Origin of the sequence: Bacteroides stercoris ATCC 43183, from assembly GCF_025147325.1 — a bacterium.
GTDB classification, from domain to species: domain Bacteria; phylum Bacteroidota; class Bacteroidia; order Bacteroidales; family Bacteroidaceae; genus Bacteroides; species Bacteroides stercoris.
In genome coordinates, this window is record NZ_CP102262.1 from 3,921,294 (window position 1) to 3,945,597 (window position 24,304).

Consider the following 24,304-nt stretch of genomic DNA (forward strand, 5'->3'; position numbering starts at 1 on the left):
CTAATTTAGCAAACGCAAAAACAAATTGTTATTACTATCATAGATTCCATATGAAAAACATCCGAAGAATCGTCCTTGTAATGGCCTGCTTACTCTGCATACCGGGTATTCACGCTCAAGATTTCACCGTTACCGGAAAAGTCATAGACAATACCGGGCTGGAAGTTATCGGCGCCAACATTTCCATAAAAGGAAGTACGGGAGTTGGAACAATCACCAATATCGACGGGCAATACACCCTCAAAGTCAATAACCCTGCCAAAGATGTACTGGTAATTTCCTATATAGGAATGAGAACACAGGAAGTAGCGGTAAAAGGACAAAAACAAATCAATGTGACTTTGCAAGAAGACAGTAAGATTCTGGACGAAGTTGTTGTCATCGGTTACGGAACAAGCAAACGAAGCGATCTGACCGGTTCCGTAGTGTCTGTGAAAAATGAAGACCTGATGCAAACCCCTACTTCTGACGTAGCACAAGCACTGGCAGGACGCGTGGCAGGTGTACAAGTCATGCAAAGCGAAGGCGAACCGGGAGCATCTGTATCGATCCGTGTACGTGGCGGCATCTCCATTACCCAAAGTAACGAACCGCTTTACGTTATTGACGGATTCCCCAGCGAAGACGGCATGAACAGCCTGGATCCCGGTGAAATCGAAACCATAGACATCCTGAAAGACGCTTCTTCCACTGCTATTTACGGAGCACGCGGAGCCAACGGCGTAGTAGTGATTACCACAAAGAAAGGCGCTAAGGACGCTTCTAAAATGAATGTCAGTTTTAACAGTTATATAGGTATACGGAAGGTAAGCAAAAAACTCGATGTATTGTCATCCAAGGAGTATGTATTGCTCGATTACGAACGCAATCTCGCCTTATATGGCGAAAGTGGCGTACGGCGTTTCCAGAATGCTTACGGCTCTTTCCGGGAGATAGACGAGAATTATGGAAACCGGGAAGGTGTAGACTGGCAGGAAGAAGCATTCGGACGAGTAACAACCTCCCAGAATTACCGCATAAATATTTCCGGCGGGAATAAAGAACTGAAATACAGCCTTTCCTATAACTACGTAAAAGATTTGGGCGCCATGATAAAAAGCGGTATGGATCGCCATAACATATCCTTTAACATCTCACACAAAGCTTCCAGCCGCTTTCAGGCAAACGCACGCCTCAATTACGATGAATCGAAAACATACGGCATGGGAACTTCAGAAGGTAATAACCGCTTCAATAAAATGGAGCATATATTACAATACCGTCCTGTCAACTCATTGAGCGGTAATGACCGCGACTTGATAACGGGAGACGATGACCTGATTGACGATGAATCCAATCCCATGCAAAGTCCCATCCTCTCCGCACAAGAAGAGACTAAAATCCGAAAGATACGCAGTATGCAGGCAAACGGTGGTTTTACTTTCAATTTCACCAAACGGTTCAGCTTCCGTAACAGTACCGGTATGCGTTATCAAATTTCACGTCAGGATATATTCTACGGAGAAAAGTCCGTTACCGGCAAACGCTCCAGTATCAACGGAAACATTGCCTACAACGAAAACGGCAGTTTCCAGACCTCCAATGTATTCACTTACGATTATAGAGGCAAGATTCATAAACTGAATGTAATGGCGGGTCAAGAGTGGATTTCACGCTGGGCCAAATACTTAGGAGCGTATGCTACCAATTTCCCGAATAATGACATCGGACTGAACGACATGAACTTGGGAACTCCGAGCGAAATACGCTCCAGCGTCAACGACGACGACCGTTTGCTCTCTTTCTTTGCACGTGCCAATTATAACTTCCGGGAAAAGTACCTGCTGACAGCCACAGTGCGTACCGACGGTTCTTCCAAATTTGCCGACCATAACAAGTGGGGCTTTTTCCCGTCTGTTTCCGTTGCATGGCGCATGAGCGAAGAAGAATTCGTCAAAAAACTGAATCTTTTCTCCGATCTGAAACTCAGAATAGGTTACGGTTTGGCCGGCAATAACCGCGTAGCAAGCTATACATCGCTTGATTTACTAACCTCCACCCGCTATCCTATCGGTGAATCACTGTCACCGGGATACGCCACATCCGGAATTCCCAGCGCCGACCTTAAATGGGAATCGAACAAAACATTGAATATCGGCATAGATATGGGATTTTTGGAACAACGGATAATTGTTTCTCCGGAGTTTTACCTCAACAAAAGCTCCAACCTGCTACTGAATTCACGTGTACCGACCTCTTCCGGACACAAAACCATGATGCGGAATATCGGAAAGACCAGCAACATCGGTTTTGATCTCAGCGTTACTTCCGTCAATATACAGAAGAAAAACTTTACATGGACCACAAACTTCAACATATCTCACAACCGCAACAAGATTGAAGCTCTATCCGGAGAACGGTATTTCCTTGAAGAAGCCCGTTTCGGTTATGACCAGAAAACACATAAAATCGAGGTGGGCAAGCCCATCGGACAATTCTATGGTTACAAAACGTCAGGATTATATCAGATAGAGGACTTTGATTATGATGCCAAAAACCAGACATATACCCTGAAAGAAGGTGTTCCTTACATGAGCGGCACGTTTAACCGCAACGACGTCCGCCCCGGTATGTGGAAATTTGAAGACCGGAATGGAGACAAAATCATCGACGACTCGGACATGACTGTCATCGGCAATGCCAATCCCGACTTCTACGGTGGTCTGAACAACCAATTCAAATACAAAGAATGGGATTTTAGCCTCTTCTTCACTTTCAGCTATGGCGGTGAGGTGCTGAATGCAACCAAACTGACCAACACCAAAACAGCCACCACCAATTACAGCGTATTGGACATAGCCAATAGCAGCAACCGCTGGATGACTGTCAACAGTGAAGGACAACCGATAACCGACCCGGCAGAAATGGCAGCAATCAACGCCGGAAAAACAGTTGCATGTATATATGATATGGAAGCAGGCGACAAATACATACACTCATGGGCAGTAGAAGACGCCTCTTTCCTAAGACTGAGCAATCTAAGCCTGGGATATACTTTCGACCGTAAAAAGCTACGTAAGTTTAACGTTCAAAGTCTCCGCCTTTACTTTACAGGCAGTAACCTCTTCGTATGGACACCCTATAGCGGCTTTGATCCCGAAGTATCCACCAAAGGCAACAACCTGACACCGGGTGTGGACTATGGCGCTTATCCCCGTAACCGCTCGTATGTATTCGGACTTAACATCACTTTCTAAACAACATACAACCATGAAAAGAAATAATACGTTATATACTATCTGCTTCTTATTGGCAAGCATGTGCATCAACACTGCCTGCGAAGATACCTTAAGCGAATCTCCCGATTCATCTTACGAACGTAAAGACTTCTTCATTACCGATAAACAGGCTGACATGGCGGTATTGGGAATCTACAGCGTACTGCCCACTATTTATGGAGATAAGGACGGCATGGCTTTTCCCTGCTCCGATGATACATACTATGCCAGCGGAACCAATAGCGACAACACCCGCCGTGATATCTGCCATTATACCATTCGTCCCGCCAACACATGGGTAGACGCGGTATGGGTAGGAAAATACCAGCAAATCAACCGTGCCAATTATACCATTGCGGGTATCGAGAATATGGACGGATATAGTGAAAGCGAAGTATTGCAAGCGTTCGTAGCCGAAGCGAAATTCTTACGTGCACAAGCTGCGTTCGATTTGGTGCGCTATTGGGGTGATGTACCTTTTAGTACAAACTATACAACGGATTATGAGGCTTCGTATAAACCGCGTACAGAACGCGAAGAAATATACGAACAAATCATCAAAGATCTCGATTTCGCTAAAGAACACCTGAAATGGGCCAATGACAGTTCTTCCCCCGAACGTGCCACCCAAGGAAGCGCACGTGCTTTGCTGATGCGCGTGTTGCTGACCCGCGCCGGATACAGCCTGCAACTGGACGGCAAAACGACCCGCCCTGGCGAAACGCTGCGCACCCGATATTTTAATTCGGTTATCAGCGAGTGGGAAGCTTTTCAATCCGAAAAAGGACAGTATCACGGTTTTTATAACGGCGGATACGAAGAATTGTTCAAAAGTTTCTCTGCCGGCATTCTGAACAACCGGGAAAGCCTGTTTGAAGTATCTTTCTACTATCCCGGCACTAAAGGGTATTGGGGAACCTATATCGGTATATTTGCAGACGCACCGGCAAATTCGGCAGACGCGAACAAAGTAATGGGACGTGCAGCGGTTTCCTACCGCGCCATACCCGAATGGTATGAGTTCTATGAGGCACAGGATACACGCCGGGATGTCGCCATCGGAAGGCATAGCTGGACATGGAATAAAGAAACCGGCATGCACGAAAAGACAGACTTATCAAAGAAAAAAGGAAACTGGACTCCAGCAAAATGGAGACGTGAATGGATGCCTGCCGGCTATAAAGACCCCAACTATACAGACGTCAACTATTGCATGTTGCGCTATGCGGATGTCGTACTGATGGCGGCTGAAGCTTATAATGAAACAGGCAATACAGCCAAAGCCTGGGAACTTCTGAACAGTGTACGCAAGCGTGCCGGTGCCACAGAAATTACTGCCCGCAACTATAAAAGTTTGTTCAAGACCCATGAACTTATGAAAAAGCTCGACTTCATCGATGATAACGACGATGCCGGCAAATTCCGTACCGCCCTTTATTGGGAGCGTGGTTTTGAACTGGCTTTCGAAGGACAGCGTAAGTTCGATCTTATCCGCTGGGGTATATTAAAGGAAGCACTGACTCTATTCGGAGAAAATACGGCAGTCAACACTTCTACCAATACCGCCTACCCTGCCTATCAAAACTTCAAGAAAGGAAAGCACGAACTGTTTCCGATTCCTGAAGATGAACTACAGATTAATGGTAAACTGGAAGGAGTAAATAACCCTGGATATTAACGCTATAGGTGTTTATACAAGCGATTATTAAACAAAATTGTAAGAAACCCGAACGAAATTAAAAGGAAAATCACCAATGTCAAACAATTGATAGACAAGGCAAAAATTGCTACTGCAATAAATACTATAGCTTTGCCGACAGAGAAAAATATTCAAAACAATATATTTATGAGAACAACCTTATTTACAGTAATACTATTTCTAACAAACATAACGGTAGAAGCACAGGACCCTGCCCGTATCCGGCTGACCGATACCACATTGATGCACGAAATGCGAGCCACTCCATATCCGCAAGACAAAGCCGTAATAAGTGACCGGAGCATATCTTTCCAATGGCCGCTTCTTGTCGACCTTGATACACAAGACAAAACATTGAAAGCTTTGATTGCGCAAGCCGCACGTACCAAAACCGACAAAAACAAATTACGTTATGCGTTGCGCTGGTCACAAGATCCCGGTTTTAAAAAAGGAAATACGCAAGTAGAAACACGCTGGCCGTTTTTCAATCCGGAAAAAGACCTTGCTCCCGGTGTATGGCATTGGCAGTTCGGCTACATTGTAAATGGTAAAACATATTGGGCAAGCACACAACAAGTCACAATCGGAAAAAATGCCCGAAAGTTTTGTCCGCCGGCACTGAAAACCGTACTTGCCGGATTACCCAAAGCACATCCGCGCGTCTATATGGATAAAAACGATTGGGACAACCTCATCAGGCGCAGTGCCGGAAGCGCAGACCGCAAAAGCTTTATCACGCGTGCGGATAAAGCACTCGCCACTCCTATGAAAACCACCAAAGATATCAACAGCAAACTGGCGGAGAAACTCACCAATCCTTCGCAACGCCAATCTATGTTGACGCGCGAAAGCCGCCGCATCATCGACAATGAAGAAATCAATGTAGATGTACTGATACGCGCCTATCTGCTGACTAAAGACCGTCGCTATTCCGATGAAGCCATGAAACGTATCAAGGAAATGCTGAGTTGGAGCGGCGACAAGAATATTGTAGGCGATTTCAACGCCGCCACATTCGTATCTCTTTGTGCCACCGCTTACGATACTTTATACGATTTGCTTGATGCCGACACCCGCAAAATGCTGCTGGATGCCATAAAAGTAAACGGCAGCAAAATGTTCGCTAATTTCAATAACCGATTGGAGAACCATATTGCCGACAACCATGTATGGCAAATGACTTTCCGCATCTTTACAATGGCTGCTTTTACCGTATATGGCGAACTGCCAGAAGCCGACACATGGGTGGATTATTGCTACAACCTCTGGGTAGCCCGTTTCCCCGGACTGAATAAAGATGGAGGCTGGCACAACGGAGACTCCTATTTCATCGTCAATGTCCGTACGCTGATAGAGGTTCCCTACTTCTACAGCCGTATTTCCGGTTTCGACTTTTTCAGCGACCCATGGTATCAGGGAAATGCCATGTATGTTATTTACCAGCAGCCGCCTTTCTCCAAATCAGCCGGAAACGGAAGCGCTCATCTCAACGTTACACGCCCCAGAGGCTCCAGAGTGGGTTATGCAGATGCTTTGGCACGTATGACGGGCAATACGTATGCCGCCAGCTATGTCCGCACCATTCAGGCAGGCCGTGCCGATATATTAACCGAGGACAACGTAAGCAAAGAAGCCGGTCTGGGCTGGTTCCGTCTGCAATGCAACAAGCCGTTGCCCGAAGGTCCCGGACTCAAGGATATGCCATTCGGATATGTTTTCCCCGAAACCGGGCTTGCTTCATTCTCCACCAGTCTGGAACGCTTGGGACGCAGCTCCATGATCAGTTTCCGGAGCAGTCCTTACGGAAGCACCTCGCATGCACTTGCCAATCAGAATGCGTTTAACACTTTCTGGTCGGGACAGCCGCTTTTCTACAGCAGCGGCCATCACATCAGTTTTATCGACAGCCACAGTATGTTCAGCCACCGTGCTACGCGTGCACATAACACAATTCTTGTGAATGGCATCGGACAACGCATCGGAACCGAAGGTTACGGTTGGATTCCACGTTACTACGTAGGTGAAAAGATAGGTTATATATTGGGAGATGCTTCCAACGCCTACGGGAAAGTCATTTCCCAAAACTGGCTGGCAAGAGCCCGAAAAGAAGAGCTTACTTTCAGTCCGGAAGCCGGCTGGGATGACGTGAAGCTGAAAACATTCCGCCGTCATATCGTAGAATTGGGCAAGACCGGATTTACCTTTATTTACGACGAACTCGAAGCGGAAGAACCCGTTACTTGGAGCTACCTGCTGCACACGGTAACCAACCCGATGAATGTAGGTAGGGAAAAAGATTTCGTACACGTACAGGCCACCAGCAAGAACGGTGTTTCCGACGCCTACCTTCTGGGAAGCGACGAACTGAAAACCGATACCACCAGCCAATTCTTCACGCCTGCTGTAAACTGGCTACGTGCAGATGATAAAGGTAACTTCAAGAAGTATCCCAACCATTGGCATTTTACCGCTACTTCAGGCAAACATAAAGTGTACCGCTTTGTCACCATTATCAATACACATGTCAACAAGACTACGCCGGACAAACCGTTTGCCGTGCCGCAGCGTCTGAAAGACGGCAGTATCAAAATGGGAAGCTGGATAATCAAGGCCAATGTATCTTCCGAAGGCAAGCCTTCATTCGACGTACGTTTTCCAAGACCCCAATACGATGCGGCAGTAACCTACGACGGTGAAGTAACCATAGTGCGCGAAGACGGTTATGAAACGACATTACGAGACAAATTACCTGAACTGGAAATCTAATAAACAAAAAAATATGAAACCTGATACATATATGCAACGAGGAATTGTCTTCATAGTATGCCTGACGGCTTCCTTGTCCATCTGGGCACAAACTCCCCGAAAGCCCCGTATGCAAACTTCCGCTTCACCGGCAGAAACCGTATACAAGTCTTGGGAAGAGATGCAAACCGAACTGAAAGGCAAAAATGCAGTTTCAAAAAAAACGGCACAGACCTCTCTTGACAATATGTCCAAAAGTAGAACTGGGCAACAGGCATCATCAAAAAATAAAATAAAATCAAAGAACTCAACCCGGTCTGAAGGTTCAGGAAGCTATATTGTCCTGAAAACCAATCTTCCTTTCCTTGCCGTAGCCGTACAAAACCTGGCTGTGGAAGTTAAAGTACACAGCCACATCTCCATTGACTTTCCGGTTATGTGGAGTATCGGTGACATCGAACGCGAGCACGGGTTACGCACCATCGCTTTCCAGCCTGAAGGACGCTGGTGGTTAAAATCGGCGGGAAAAGGTCATTTTTTCGGTTTGCATGTTCATGCAGCCTGGTTTAATCTGAAATGGGAAGATACACGTTACCAGACAGAGAAATGGCCTTTACTTGGCACCGGTATCAGCTACGGCTATAAGCTGCCTTTCTCCAGACATTGGGGAGCCGAATTCACACTTGGTGCAGGCTATGCCAACATGAAATACAATACTTATTACAACATAGAAAACGGTGCCAAACTGGATACCCGTAAACGTAATTACTGGGGGATTACCCGCGCAGGCGCATCATTGGTTTACCGCTTCTAATATCCGAAAAAGTCATGAAAAAGAACATATATTTACCGTTTGTCAAAAGCATTTGTCTTCTTTTATTGCTGCCGGCATTAATAACGGCATGCAGTCTCTACGAACATCCCGAACTGACAGAAGACGGCGAACCGGGCATCGACCCCACCGAAGTGAACATAAACATCGATTTATCACTGCAATTGAAGCCGGAAGCAGAGAATGGTGCAGAAAACAAACTCCTCACCCGTGCCGATGCCGGACATCGCCACCGTATCATCGTGGATGCTTACCAGAACCGTATCCTCTCCAAACGACAGATTATCTACAAAGATATAACCGATGCACCACAACTGAACGCGGAAATCAGCATGAAACTCCACGCACGCGACTATCAGTTGGTAATATGGGCAGACTACGTAGGCATTGACAGCGATGAGGATCTTTATTACAATACCACTACACTGGCACCGGTAATCTCTCCCGAGACCTATCGTGGAAACACCGAGTATAAAGATGTGCTCTATTCTTGCCAGGACTTGAACCTAAGCAAATACCGCAACCAGTGGAATGCCTCGATTACTTTAAATCCAGAAATGAAACGTCCTACAGCCCGTTACGAATTAATCGCCAATGACGTTGAAAAATTTATGACAGACGGTGCAAAAGCCGGTGACAAATACAATCTGCGCGTCCGCTATTTAGGTTTTTACAATACCGGCTTCCACACATTGGACGGTGTCAGCAAGCACGGTCTGCAATACATCACGTTCAACCGTACACTTACCGTACCTGCCGCAGGAACAAAAGAAATAAGTGCTGCATTCGACTATGTATTCGTACCGGAAAACGGTGAGATACCTATTGCCGTAGAGTTGCTGGACAGCAAAGAAAAACTATTGGCACGCACTTACCTTACAATTGCCTGCAAAGAAGGCGACCGTATTGTGAAGCATTCTAACTTCCTGACCGCCGACCCTTCCGGCGGCATCGGTATCGACCCCGGTTTTGACGGAACAATCGATGAAGACTTGATTGTAGAATAAGAAACAACAATAATTATATAACACTTTAATTTTTCTAAGATTATGAAAAGAAGATTATTAAACATCGTAATGGCTGCATTCATCGGTTGTTTTGCAGCTTGCAGTGAAGAGGAGATTATCTCCACTCAAAACGGAACCCCAAAAGAAGTGACTGTTACGGCACAAATACCTGCCGGAGCAGCAACACGTAACGTAGGTGTAGACAACGTAATTAATGACAATCAGTTACGCTGTATCCTTTCTGTTGTGAACAATCAGGACAAATCTGAAATTACCCGTATAGAAAAGCCGGTAGGTGCGGATGATACCAAAATTTCATTCACATTTTCGGTAGAGAGCGGCATAGACTACAGTTGTCTGTTTTGGGCTGATTATATAGACTTAAATGCCAATGAAGCAGAAGGCAAATATGCCGATAAATACTACAACACCGCCAATCTGCAAGCCATCAGCGTTAAGGTAGACGAAACCGACGCAGCCAACAATGTCAAACTCTTCAACAATGCCGCTGCCGATGCGTTCTGCGGTGTATTGTCCAAAGATATGATTGCAGATTCGGAAGCGCCGAGCATAGCATTGAAACGCCCCTTCGCCCAACTGAATCTGAAGCCTACTGCTGACGACAAATGGAAAGACCAGATTACGACAATGGACATTGAATTCAACATGCCGGGAGAATTCAACATGCTGACAGGCAAAGCTGCCGGAACCAAGACTACCGTAAAAGCAACCGGAGTTACAAGAGAAGCGGATGATGCTCTTTATTTCTCAACATATTTGTTCATTGAAGATCCTACAATGCCAGAACCAAAGTTTAATAGCGACATCCAAATAAAGTTCAATGTTGCAGAAAGTCAGACTCCTGTGGAAAGAACTATCAAAGCCGGATTTACAGTTAAACCGAATACTGAAATTAACGGTGAAGCTAACCTTTCCAAAGAAGAAGACATCAATGTAGATGTAACCATTGACGGAGAAAAGGAAGACCCGAATGCACCGAAAGTAGGACAATACCTCTATGCTGATGGAACTTGGGGAGATACTTACAATGCTGAAGGAGAACAAAAAAGTATAGGCATTATCTTCGCTGATGCAAAAGATAAAACAGATAATTCTGAATATGGTAAAGATGGCATGAAAATCTATGGGTATGCTATGGCACTGACAAACATCAGTACAGCACGTACTAATATAACAGAAGGAGAACTTAATCTGTCAAATACTATAAACGTAAATAATGCTTGGTTTAAAGATTATAATGGTTTTACTTATACCAAATCTCTGATTGAAAATGTCGGAGATGGCTTTAATGATTGGACGCAGTGGAATACTTCCAATCCCATTAATGCTAATAATCTAAGCCAATGGTATATTCCCTCCGCTTGCCAATTATTGGAGATGACTGAAATCACCATAGGTCGAAATGAAGCAATTACTTACTTTAATAATGCAGAAATAAATTTCCCAGCTATTACAAAAAATGAGAAATTAGCACAAGCCTATCTCACTGCCTACCAAAATCAATCAAACATTTGGAGCGGTTTATTCAGCACCGGAGCAAATGGCTCAGGATTAGCCAATATTATCTCAAGTACAGCCTGCGATGCAAAAAACTTATACGGCATACAACTTCAACGTACAACAGCAGCTCCTGAAAACAAAGAACAAATACCGGCAGAAACTTATAATCAAATATATCGTTATGCACCTTCCAATGTAAATATCCGTCCTATAATCACCATATTTAAAGCTATAAATTAAATCCGACCTTAATAGCAGTCATAAAAAAAGAAAGGCAAGGCCCCTTTATACCTTGCCTTTCTTCATTCTTTCCAGCATACAAGCCACTATTCCCAAAGTATCTGCAACAACTTAGAATCTACCATTATGAAAACAAGTTCCTGTCTGCAACTATTAGTCAGTCTTTCTACCGCCCTACTGATATTCAGTGCCTGCCATGACGACGCAATGCCCAAACTGCCTGCCACCGACGGTACCGACAGTTCCGAAATGCCCGATGCCTACCATGACAAGATTCGGGAGCAGCCTTACCCAAAAGCAGACAACGAACTTTATCTGAACCCCGCTCCCCTCATTGTGCCGCAGGCCATGAAAACCGGTGTAAAACTGCAATTCTCCCTTTCACGCAGCCAGAACTTCGATACCCCCGAAACACTCATTTCCGAACCTGTAGAATGGTGTATGTTCAACCCCCATAAACAGTTGGCAAACGGAACATGGTACTGGCGTTTCCGCAACATCACTGCCGACGGCACTGAAGAGACATGGAGCGAAAGCTACACATTTGAAGTGAAAGAAACCACTCCCGTTTTTGTCACTCCCCCTTTCGATACATTTCAAAAAAACGCCCCTCACACCTACCCCCGCCTCTATTGTTTTCTGGACGACCGTATCCAGACAGCCCGGCAAGAAGTAACCTCACATAGCGAATACCAACGGCTGACAGGTAATGCCGACAATGCCGTCGATGCCGACCTGACAACTATCGTCAACCCTTACGACCAAATCGGAGACCTAAAGAAATACATCCAAGACCTTTACCAGGCATACTACCTGACACAACAGGAAAAATATGCCCAACGACTGCATGAACTGCTGCAACTGTTAACCGATACTCCGGCAAGCGACGCCACCCTGTTTGCCGACAATTTCAGGAGTACCGACATCGCTTTCTGTTTTCTCAAACCTTATGACCTGCTCTATAACCGGCTGTCTGCCGAAGAACGCCAGAATACAGAAAAGTTATTGATGCGTGTACTGCATCACTACTATCCGCAACAGTGCGGCATTCAGGAAAATCATATCTTCGACAACCACTTTTGGCAACAAAATCTCCGTATACTCTTTCAGGCTGCTTTTCTGCTATACGACAATGACAACTACAAAAGCGAAGTGCTGCCAATCATGGAGTACTACTACGAATTATGGACCGCCCGCGCTCCGGCTTCAGGATTCAACCGGGACGGAGTATGGCACAACGGAACGGGATATTTCAACAACAACGCACGTACCCTGTTCTACATGCCGATGCTCCTTTCGTACATCACACACAAAGACTTTCTATTGCATCCCTGGTATCGGAATGCCGGACAGTCGCTCGCCTTTACCTGCCCGCCCGAAAGCAAAAACATCGGTTTCGGCGACGGTAGTGAAAAATACACTGCGGCAACCTACCAATATGCCGCCTTTGCCGACTTCCTTGCACGCGAGGCAGGCGACGGATATGCGGGCTGGTATGCACAACAAGCGGCAAAAACACTGGTCCGCGATTCCGATATGCGGCTCTACCGCATGGCAAGCAGCCACATCGGCTATAGCACACAATTGCCGGAAGACACGCCGAAACTCGTCTGGTACAAAGATGCAGGTGAAGTAGCCATACACAGCAATCTCACCGATACGGAAAACGATCTGGCTCTGGCATTCCGTTCCAGCACATTCGGTTCGGGAAGCCACACCGTGTCCAACCAGAATGCTTTCAATCTGCTGTACCGTGGCACGGATGTCTACCGTAGCAGCGGTTATTACACAAGCTTCTCGGATGCCCACAACCTGATGTCTTACCGTCATACCCGCGCCCATAACACGATACTGGTCAACGGCATCGGGCAGCCTTTCTCCACCGAAGGATACGGCTGCATTGTACGTGCCATGGGTGGCGAACACATTTCCTATTGTCTGGGAGATGCTTCGAAAGCCTATTCCGGAATCAGCAAGGATCCCATGTGGGTATCTGCCTTCGAAGCCGCCGGCATCACGCAAACGCCCGAAAATGGTTTCGGACCCACACCACTCACCCGATACCGTCGGCACGTACTGATGCTGCATCCCGACATCGTAGTACTCTACGACGAACTGGAAGCCAAAGAAACCGCACGGTGGGATTGGTTGTTGCACAGCCCCACCAAGTTCAGTATCGACAACAACCTGCAAACAGTAACCACTTGTAACACAGAGAAAGTTTTCACCGCCACCACCAGCCTGTTCAGCAATGAACAGATAACCCTGTCGCAGACCGACCGTTTTACTGTACCACCCGCCAGTTCGTCCGATACCACCTATCCTAACCAGTGGCATCTGACGGCTTGTATTGATGGAAAAGAAAAAGTACGTATCCTTGCTATCATCCAGATAAAAACCGACAATGACACTCCTACCCCAATACACCAAATGGGGAATATCCTGACTTGCGGTCATTGGACCATAGAAGCAGAATTAGACGCATCCTCGCCTGCCATGCTAAACGTGACGCACAGCATGAAGAAATCCTCTTTCCACTACGGAGATACATCTCCTGTCCTGAACGGACAACCCTACATGCCTGCCTGTCCGGACGCTTCCATACTCTACGACAAGGTAAACGGGGACTACACCGTTACGGAACAAGCAGACTACCAGCCTGCATCCACCCGTATAACCCGCTGACAGCAACAGACGAAACAATCGCATACTGATGATACTGCATTCCGCTTGATAATAAATCTTCATTTTTACAAAATCTCCGGTAAAAATGAAGATTTATTCGTATCTTTGTTGTATAAGAACAACCTTACGCGTTAATAAACCATGATGAAACCCGTTCTATTACTCGCATTGCTTTGGACATTCATATCTCCACTTCATGCTCAAATTGCCAACCGCATAAATTTTATTCACCTCGGAGTAAACGAAGGACTGTCGCAAAATACAGTTTTCGACATCACTCAGGATAAGCAGGGCAATATGTGGTTTGCCACTTACGACGGACTGAACAGATACGACGGTTACGATTTTACCGTATACCAAAATGACGAACAGAATCCATACAGCATCGGCAGCAATATAATCAGGGTATGCACAACCGATTCGCAAGGACGGCTATGGGCAGGCACACAAGAAGGGTTGTCACTCTATGATGCAGAACAGGATAAATTCTATAATTATACCTATCAGAAAAATAAAAAGAACACACCAATTACCAATATCGTGGAAGTCGATGAACACCGGTTATTTCTGTTCACCGACGGTAATGACAAGCAACTTCTGCTTTTTGATACCGAAACCCGCCGGTTCTCAAACGCTCCCCTGCATCCTTCGCTCTCATCCGTGTCTCCCACAACCATCTCCAGACAAGGAGACAATATATACATAGGAAGTTATCAAGGAATATTCATCTACTCGATTCCACACAACACCCTTGAACATATAATGCCTGATGAACTGCAAGGCAAACAGATTCTCGCCATTCTGCAACAATCCCCAATCTGCCTGTGGATAGGAACAGAGGGAAACGGACTGTACAAAATCAACCCGCAAAGCAAAGAAATAACCAACTACGTCCATATTCCCGGAAAAAAAGGAAGCATCAGTTCCAACTACATCCGCTCACTGACACTCGATTCCCAAAACGTCCTATGGATAGGCAGCATCAATTCTTTGAACATCTACAATGAAGCAACCGATTCTTTCGACAACTATACCAGCAATTCGGAAATCAACGGCAGCCTTTCACAAACATCCGTCCGTGACATCTTTATGGACTCTCAAAAAGGAATGTGGTTAGGCACATACTACGGTGGGTTAAACTATTATCACCCGTTGAAGAACCGTTTTCATAGCATCCTGCCTGTAACAAAAGGGAGTTTGCTGAGCCACAATACCATTGAATGTATTAAAGAGGACTCCCAAAAAGGACTTTGGATAGGTACCAACAACGGCGGCATAAACTACTACAACCCGCAAACACATCAAATTACAAATTACACGCAGAAAGAAGGACTGGCTTCCAATGACATAAAAGCCATATATATAGATGATACCCAGAATCTGGTCTATATCGGTACTCATACCGGCGGACTCAGTATCCTGCACCGCAATTCCGGCCGTATCGAAACGTTCAATAGCAGGGAAACGAGAAATCTGTACGATATAGAACCGGCTGTCAACGGTGATTTATGGCTGACCGGCATGTCGGATCTTCTACGTTTCAATCCCCGGCAAAAGACATTCACTCCCGTTACCTCCCTGAGCAACGGACAGCCTTTAGGTCTGGACGAATTCAAATATATCCTGCGCGACAGCAAACAACGTCTTTGGCTGAGCGGAGAAAAGGGACTGGACATATATACGGAACATGAAAACGGACTATCGGTATGCCCCCTATTGCCAAAGGCATGCCCCATAAAACATAAAGCTATCAATGTCATTTACGAAGCGTATAACGGAATTTTCTGGATAGGAACACGAAGCGGACTTTTCCGTTTTGACGAAGCCCGGAAAGAATATAAGCAATATACCGTTGCCGACGGACTTCCCAATAACGTCATCCATGGAATATTGGAAGACGAGTACGGCAAACTGTGGCTGAGCACCAACAAAGGACTGAGTTGTTTTCATCCCGAAACCGAAAAATTCCGCAACTACACCAACAATGACGGACTGCAAAGCAACCAGTTTACCAACAATGCCTATTACCGGACCGCAGAAGGACAAATGTACTTCGGCGGCATCAACGGCATTACCACATTCCACCCGGAACAAATAGTAGACAATCCCTATACTCCTCCGGTCCTTATCACAAAATTGCATCTGTTCAATCAGACGGTTTTCCCCAACGACGGCACCGGAATACTACAGAACAGCATCAGCAATACGAAGAGCATCACATTATCGAGCAAGCAATCCATGTTTTCGCTTGATTTTGTCGTGTCAAACTATATATCGGGCAATCAGAACACATTTGCCTATATGCTGAAAGGCTATGACCGGGATTGGTACTATTCCAATGTCCTACGTACCGTATCTTATTCCAACCTGCCGGCAGGAACTTATCATTTCCTTGTAAAAGCCGCCAACAGCGACGGCAAATGGAATGAGACACCTACCGAACTGGAAATCGTGGTACTACCCGTCTGGTACAAGACATGGTGGGCCTCCCTGCTATTCGCCACCGCTTTTGTTTCCGTCACAGTCTTTATATTCCGCTACTTCTGGATGCGCAAAAGCATGGAAGCGCAGCTGAAAATGGAACGTATGGATAAAGAGCGTCAGAAAGAGGTGAATGAAATGAAACTGCGCTTTTTCATCAACATTTCCCATGAATTGCGTACTCCGCTTACCCTTATTCTGGCTCCGGTACAGGAAATGCTGGATAAAGTAAGCGACCGCTGGCTACACAAACAGTTGGAATATGTACAAAAAAACACCAACCGCCTGCTGCATCTGGTTAATCAGCTAATGGACTACCGCCGTGCCGAACTGGGCGTATTCAATCTGAAAGTCAGGCCCAATCCCATACATAACGTAATCGAAAAAGATTTCTCGTTCTACGAACGTCTGGCACAACGCAAGCAGATAGCCTACAACCTCCACTCCAACGCGGAAGGGCGTGAGATTCTATGCGACCCGGATTACATGGAGCTTATCGTAAACAACCTGCTGTCCAATGCCTTTAAATATACCGGTGAAGGCAAAAGCATCACCGTTACATTGAAAGAAGAGAACCATGAATTGCTTCTCCAGGTCAAAGATACGGGAGACGGCATTCCTTTCGACAAACAAGGCAAAATATTCGAACGCTTCTACCAGATAGACAACGAGCATTTAGGCAGTGGTATCGGATTGTCATTGGTGCAACGGCTTGTCGACCTGCACCACGGACGCATCGAACTGGAAAGCGAAGAAGGTGCCGGAAGCACTTTCTCCGTCTATCTCCCGACAGAAGAGTCGGCATATCTTCCGGAAGAGAGACAGACAGCACCCGACTCCACAGAAGAGCAGCGAGTCTACACCACCAACGACCGGAATATGTATGTTATCGACACGGAAGAGGAAGAAATCACGGAAGAGACAACAGTCAAAGAGGAACAACGCCAAGAAACCATTCTGATTGCAGAGGACAATACCGATATCCGCCAATACCTCTGTGAAGAATTGGGCAAAAGTTATCATATATTGCAGGCAAGCAACGGTGAGGAAGCATTGGCCATCCTAAAGGAACAGGATACAGACCTTATACTGACCGATGTCATGATGCCTGTCATGGACGGGTTGCAGTTATGCAAACAGATAAAACAGAGTCTCCGTACCTGTCATATACCGGTCATCATACTCTCTGCCAAAACCGATTTGAAAGAGCAGTTGGAAGGATTACAGGTGGGTGCGGACGACTATATCCCCAAACCTTTCTCAATGGCAATGGTTGCTGCGAAAATCAAGAACCTGTTCCGTACGCGCCACCGGGCTATTGAGCATTATTCGCACTCTTTGGAAATAGAGCCCGAAAAAGTAGCGCTCAATCCGTTGGATGAAGAACTATTGAAAAAGGCAATGGCCATTGTAGAGAAAAACCTGGACAATGTGGAATTCTCTACCAACGACTTCGCACGTGAAATGTGCATGAGCCGTTCCAACCTGCACATCAAGATGAAAGCACTGACTGGAGAATCAACCAACGATTTTATCCGTAAAATGCGCTTTAACCAGGCATGCAAACTATTACAGGAAGGCCGGCATACCGTATCCGAAATCAGTGGAATAGTCGGTTTCAACACCCCGTCCTATTTCGCAACCAGCTTTAAGAAATACTTCGGCTGCCTGCCGTCGGAATACGGGAAATAGTTATCCGGACATACTTAACATACGAATCTTAAAAGGGGATGTGTCAAAATACACTTGACGATTTCTTTTAGGCACGGATTACACGGATTTCACAGAAAAAGAATAAAGAAAATCTGTGAATCCGTGTTTTCCGTGTAATCCGTGCCTAAAAAAAACAAATAGTAAGCAGATTTTAGTTTTGACACACATTCTTTTATTTACTTATACAAATTTGAAAGTGTTTTGTACAGAAATGCAAGCACTTTATACGCAAGCAACAATTTGCTCTACGCCATTATAAGCTGTTTTCATTCCAACCCGATACCTTTGCATCGGTTAGCTTCGAATCATTTTAAGACCAATATAATTATGAAAAGACAGCTTTTTATTCTCATGGCATTCTGCCTGACACTGATTACTGCACAGGCTGGAAATGTCAGTCGCATACACGAAAATGTACGGGAAACCCCGTATCCGCAGCACGGACACACTTTATATATAAATCCCACACCGCTATTGGTTCCCCAAAGCACCAGGCAATCAGACTATCTGCAATTCAACCTTTCCAGAAGCAAAGACTTTTCGGATGCAAGCACTGTTTTATCTCAACCCAAACCCTGGTGCATGTTCAATCCGCATAAGATACTGGAAAACGGTACATGGTATTGGCGCGTGCGCTCTGTAAGCAAAGAAGGCAAAGAATTTCCCTGGAGCAGAACCTACAGTTTTACCGTAACGGACGGTGTTCCTCAATTTGTCACTCCCGAAGCCGATGTCTTTCTAAGTAATGTCCCCAAAACGTATCCCCGCATCTATTGTTTTCTGAACGATAATCTGGAGAAAGCACGCAAGAACGTACGCTCCCATCCCGAATTCGAGAACATGATTGACGACTCACGCAATGCACTCAGTTCAAACTATACCAATGATACCAAACCATACAGGCAAATCACCCGTATGGCTGCCGAATGCGACAATCTGAATACAGCCTACCAAATGCTGCAACTGGACGTATACGCAGAAAAGATGGTACAGAACGTACGTTGCCTGCTGGCCGTAGAACCCGACCCGAAAGTCATCAACAACGATTTCAACGCAGGAGAATTGATTTATACACTGGCATGCACTTATGAAAATTGTCATGACCGATTCACACCGCAAGAGCGCAAACAGATAGAAGGCATCATCATGGACATCCTTTCGCTCTATTACAAGAAACACATGATAGGAAACGAAGAAACCCACATCTTCGACAATCACTTCTGGCAGTTCGCATTTCGCCATTTCATGCAAGCGGCATTAGTGATGTACGATAAATATCCGCTTGCCAAAGAATACCTGGAATACAGCTACGAATTGTGGACGGCGCGTGCTCCGGCATCCGGTTTCAACCGCGACGGCTCATGGCACAACGGCACAAGCTATTTCAGCGCCAACGCCGTTACCCTGGCTTATGTCCCCACTTTGTTCGGTTATCTTACGAAGACAGACTTTATGCAACATCCCTGGTATAAAAATGCCGGTCTTGGCATGCTATACAGTTGGCAGCCCCGTTCGTTGAGCGCCGGTTTCGGCGACGGACATGAGAAGAACAACGGCAAGCCCCTGCGCATTCGCAGCGCTTTTGCCGACTTCATGGCACGTACTACCGGAGACCCCTATGCAGCCTGGTATTCGTCCATCAACAACCGTTACAAAACGGAATCCGAAACACGTCTGTTCCGCATGGCATGCAGCCTGCAACGCCCCCGAAAGGCTGAATTACCCTCAAATGCCCCCAAAGCCGTATGGTTTAAGGATACCGGTGAGATGATAGCCAACAGCAATCTGAAAGACTATAAACACAATATCAGCCTCAGCTTCCGTTCCAGCCCGTTCGGTTCCGGCAGCCACACACATTCCAATCAAAACGCCTTCAACCTGCACTACGGCGGCAAAGCCATCTATCATGCAGTAGGCCATTATATGAACTTTTCCGATCCGCACAATCTGTTGTCCTACCGCCATACACGCGCCCACAACACCCTGCTGGTTGACGGTATCGGCCAGCCATTCACCACGCGTGCATACGGAAACATAGTACGCATGTTCAACGGAGAGCATATATCATATGCCCTGGGAGATGCATCCAACGCCTATTGCGGCATCAGCGAATACCCCATGTGGCAGAAAAACTTCGCCAATCATAAACTTGAACAGTCGCGGGAAAACGGCTTTGGAGAAACTCCCCTGAAGAAATACCGCCGTCATATATTCCTGCTGCATCCCAATATTGTGGTTATCTATGACGAGCTTGAAGCCGACAAGGCGGTCAGCTGGGATTGGCTGCTGCACAGCCCGGTAAAATTCGAAATAGACGAGGCGACATCGACCCTGACCACCCGTAACAAAAAGAGTAAATATACCTCTGTCGCCCGCCTGTTCAGCGAACAGAAATGTACTATCGGCCAAACGGATAAATTTGCAGCCGAACCCAACAAGAAAATAGGCGTACGCGGTGAAGATTTCACAGCTCCCTGGTCGCTGACGGCCAGCTATGAACCTTGTAAGGCCAATCGTATCCTCACCATCATCCAGGTGGAGGCAGACGGTAACCGGATAATAGAGATAGAACGCGGCAACAACAACAGTTTCCAATGCGGCGACTGGAAGATTGAAGCGGAACTGAATGCCCGACGTCCGGCAAGCCTCTACATCCGGAATAATGAAACAGAAACCACCTTCAGTTACGGAAAGGAAAAACCGGTAATCAACGGAAAGGTATATGAACGCAAAGAGAAACAGTCTTCCGTATTATACGACAGTTTTAACGGAGTATGGGAAGTGCGGGAAATGCAAGACTGTCCCGCACAAATTACCGGTAAAATAAAATAGCAAGCTTTTACTAATTAAAGCGTACTCTATAGACGAAACCCTTTTTTGGGGTCACTTATTGAATATGTATTTTTTAAACTGTATAACATGAAAGAAGCATTTTTTAATTAAAGTATTATGAAAAACAAAAAAAATCACATGAAACGAATGCTAATGCTTTCGTTATTGACTAGTGCTTGTTGCATTCACAGTTATGCAACAACAAATAAGTCTACCTTAGTGAGAGAAACGGAATCCGTTGAGAGCATCTTGCAGAACAGAAGAATCTCAGGCGTGGTAAATGACAATTTCGGTCCTGTTGTCGGTGCTAATGTATCCATAAAAGGAACTACCATTGGTAGCATTACCGATATGGACGGAAAATTTAGTTTTGACGCTCCTGAAAATGGAATACTTGTCGTATCTTTTATCGGATATACAACTCAAGAAATTCCAGTAAAAGGTAAAAACGAGTTTATTATTACATTGAAAGAAGATACTGAGCTGTTAGACGAAGTTGTAGTTGTGGGATATGGAACCCAGAAAAAGGTTAACTTGTCAGGTTCTGTATCAGCAATTGAAGGAGAGCAGATTGCAAGTAAGCCTTCTACCGATGTCCTTTCTGCATTACAAGGAGAAATGCCCGGTGTTACCATTACACGCGGTGGCGGACAACCGGGTGCGGAAGGAACCGGAGTTCAAATTCGAGGTTACTCTTCTGTCAACGATACTAAAGCTTTGGTATTAATTGATGGAGTAGAGGGTGATATGTCCATGTTAAATGCTGATGACATCGAATCTATTTCCGTATTGAAGGATGCAGCATCCTGCGCTATTTATGGAGCACGGGCAGCAGCAGGTGTAATTTTGGTTACAACCAAAAACGGTACGGAAGGAAAGCCCAAAATCTCATACAATGGTTATGTATCATTCAATATTCCTGGTAATATGCCGGAACGTGTTCCTGCATGGGAAGAACAAGATTTCATTAATAGGACGAGAATTCCAAGGGGTGGCCCGGAGTGGAATGCCGAGAAATCATCATGGATTGGCAATCCCAACTTCAATTATCGTCCATTAGGCAATGGACGTTGGGACTTGTTCGACAGCGTAGACTGGTTAGGCGAAGGTCTTAAAAACAGTACTCTGCAGCACAATCATTCCGTATCGGTCAGTGGCGGAACAGATAAAATAAATTACATGTTATCTGCCAACTATTACTATAAAAACGGTTTATTGAAATATGGTCCGGACGACTATGAACGATACAATTTATTAGCCAAATTAAATGCTAAACTCAATAAATATGTTGACTTAGGAGTTAATGTACAATATAATGCCGATGACATGTCCGAAAACTCTTTCGGTGCAGGAGAAATCTTCAGACTGTTATATGAAAACCGTGGCCGGCAACCCATTTACCAACCGGAAGCAGAGAATTATCCCAGCCCTTATAATGGCGACTTACAAGATAATCCTATTGATATTATGAAAAACGGTGGGGAAAAATCAACTGAATACGAGTCATATACAGGTAAAGCACAATTGACTATCAAGGATTTTATCAAGAATCTACGCATCAATTTAAGCGCTTCGCGCCGTGCCGGATACTATCATCAGGAGAGTTATAAGAGAACATTGACTTATTATAATTATGTAGGTGATGTACGTAGAACAACCAATTCTCCTAACTCACTATACAAATCTCAATATAAAGAATACCACGACTTGCTGGAAGCTACCATAAATTATAGTTTCAACCTAAAGGAGAAGCACAACTTTAATATATTGGCAGGTAGTTCATACGAAAATTATCGGATGAATCAAATCAAAGGAACAGCCAACAACATGATATCCAATGATTTTTTCTCTTTCAACTATTATGATACCTCCAAAGCTACCAATAGCATTTTAGCCGATCAGATTGACACTTGGGCCATGATGTCTTACTTCGGTCGTATAAACTACAACTTCAAGGAAAGATATTTGCTGGAAGCCAATGTACGTTATGACGGCAGTTCACGTCTTGCCCCCTCACACCGTTGGAAAGCTTTTCCTTCTGTTTCTGCAGCATGGCGTGTTAACGAAGAAAAGTGGTTTAACCTTGATTGGGTCAGCAATTTAAAACTCAGAATGTCTTGGGGACAGCTTGGTAATGGAGCCGTTTTGGGATTATACGACTATATTCCCTTGATAACCTATTCACAGAAAGATATACCGGCAAGCTATCAAGGTGAAAAATGGCTTTACCAAAGCAGCATGGCATCTGAAGACAAAACATGGGAAACCGTAGAAACTACTAATATCGGACTTGATTTCGGACTTCTCAATAACCGCCTAACCGGTAGTTTCGAATATTACTGGAAGTTTAATAACGATATGTTATCCGCACTTCAATTGCCTCATCAGATCGGAATTAATGTTCCAAATATGAATGTAGGTAAACTCAAAACATGGGGTTGGGACTTTAATATCAACTGGAGAGACCAAATTAAAGACTTCAGCTATCAAATCGGTTTCAATATCTCAGATAGCAAAAATGAACTGTTAAAATATGATGGAGCCAGCGTAGTAAACGCCGGTGTTGTAAAATTGTTGGAAGGCTATCCTATCAATACTATCTGGGGATATCAAACCGATGGTTTCTGGTCCAGCCGTGAAGAATATTTGCAATATAAAGCCGATCATCCAGGATATGAATCATTCCAAGATGGTATTATCAGCGGTGGAGACGTAAAATATGTTGCCCAAGGAAAACCTGATCATAAGATTGGAGTAGGAAACGGCAGCCCCGAAGATTCCGGTGATTTGGTTATGTTAGGAAACACAACACCCCGTTTCCTCTATGGTATAAACTTAGCGGCACAATGGAAAGGTTTTGACTTGTCACTCATATTCCAGGGAGTAGGAAAACGCGACCTGGTATTGAATGGAAGAATGTTTCCGATAGCCAATGACGCTGAAATGCCCTGGACTATTCACCGTGATTATTGGACAGAAGAAAATCCTAATGCCTATTGGCCGCGTCTTTATCAATATAAAGGAGATGACTTCAATTCTAAACCAGCTGACAGATGGATACAGGATGCATCTTATTTCCGTTTGAAAAATGTAACATTAGGATATACAATTCCTATTTCTAAGAAGTATATGGAAAAATTAAGGGTTTATGTAACCGGACAAGATTTATTCGAAATTTCCGATATACTGGAAGTGATGGATCCGGAAGTCGAAAGCAACGCCAACAGAGGTATGTATCCTTTCTTCCGCAGTTGGACTTTAGGTTTAAATGTTACATTCTAAAAATACACTA

General features: G+C 45.1%; 10 protein-coding genes. All 10 read left to right on the forward strand.

What is annotated here, in order from left to right:
• Positions 1–50: 50 nt before the first annotated feature.
• On the forward strand, positions 51–3,236 hold the full coding sequence (locus tag NQ565_RS16700; RefSeq protein WP_005657232.1) for a SusC/RagA family TonB-linked outer membrane protein: 3,186 nt from the start codon (positions 51–53) through the stop codon (positions 3,234–3,236).
• A 13-nt stretch (positions 3,237–3,249) separates the two neighbouring features.
• Complete coding sequence (locus tag NQ565_RS16705) at positions 3,250–4,935, forward strand: RagB/SusD family nutrient uptake outer membrane protein (protein WP_040316208.1); 1,686 nt, start codon at positions 3,250–3,252, stop codon at positions 4,933–4,935.
• A 168-nt stretch (positions 4,936–5,103) separates the two neighbouring features.
• Positions 5,104–7,722: a DUF4962 domain-containing protein gene (locus NQ565_RS16710; protein ID WP_016661817.1), complete on the forward strand. Its 2,619-nt coding sequence runs from the start codon at positions 5,104–5,106 to the stop codon at positions 7,720–7,722.
• A 13-nt stretch (positions 7,723–7,735) separates the two neighbouring features.
• Positions 7,736–8,515 (forward strand): DUF3575 domain-containing protein, encoded by a 780-nt coding sequence (locus NQ565_RS16715; RefSeq protein WP_016661818.1) that lies wholly within the window; start codon positions 7,736–7,738, stop codon positions 8,513–8,515.
• A gap of 14 nt (positions 8,516–8,529) precedes the next feature.
• Complete coding sequence (locus NQ565_RS16720; protein ID WP_005657240.1) at positions 8,530–9,540, forward strand: DUF6562 domain-containing protein; 1,011 nt, start codon at positions 8,530–8,532, stop codon at positions 9,538–9,540.
• Between the two features lie 42 nt (positions 9,541–9,582).
• On the forward strand, positions 9,583–11,301 hold the full coding sequence (locus tag NQ565_RS16725) for a DUF6562 domain-containing protein (RefSeq protein WP_005657243.1): 1,719 nt from the start codon (positions 9,583–9,585) through the stop codon (positions 11,299–11,301).
• Positions 11,302–11,427: 126 nt separating this feature from the next.
• Positions 11,428–13,986, forward strand: a complete 2,559-nt coding sequence (locus tag NQ565_RS16730) for a DUF4962 domain-containing protein (RefSeq protein WP_005657245.1) — start codon at positions 11,428–11,430, stop codon at positions 13,984–13,986.
• Positions 13,987–14,127: 141 nt separating this feature from the next.
• Positions 14,128–18,159 (forward strand): hybrid sensor histidine kinase/response regulator transcription factor, encoded by a 4,032-nt coding sequence (locus NQ565_RS16735; RefSeq protein WP_005657247.1) that lies wholly within the window; start codon positions 14,128–14,130, stop codon positions 18,157–18,159.
• A gap of 348 nt (positions 18,160–18,507) precedes the next feature.
• Complete coding sequence (locus NQ565_RS16740) at positions 18,508–21,012, forward strand: DUF4962 domain-containing protein (RefSeq protein WP_005657249.1); 2,505 nt, start codon at positions 18,508–18,510, stop codon at positions 21,010–21,012.
• A 117-nt stretch (positions 21,013–21,129) separates the two neighbouring features.
• Positions 21,130–24,294, forward strand: a complete 3,165-nt coding sequence (locus NQ565_RS16745) for a SusC/RagA family TonB-linked outer membrane protein (RefSeq protein WP_005657252.1) — start codon at positions 21,130–21,132, stop codon at positions 24,292–24,294.
• The last annotated feature ends 10 nt before the right edge of the window (positions 24,295–24,304 follow it).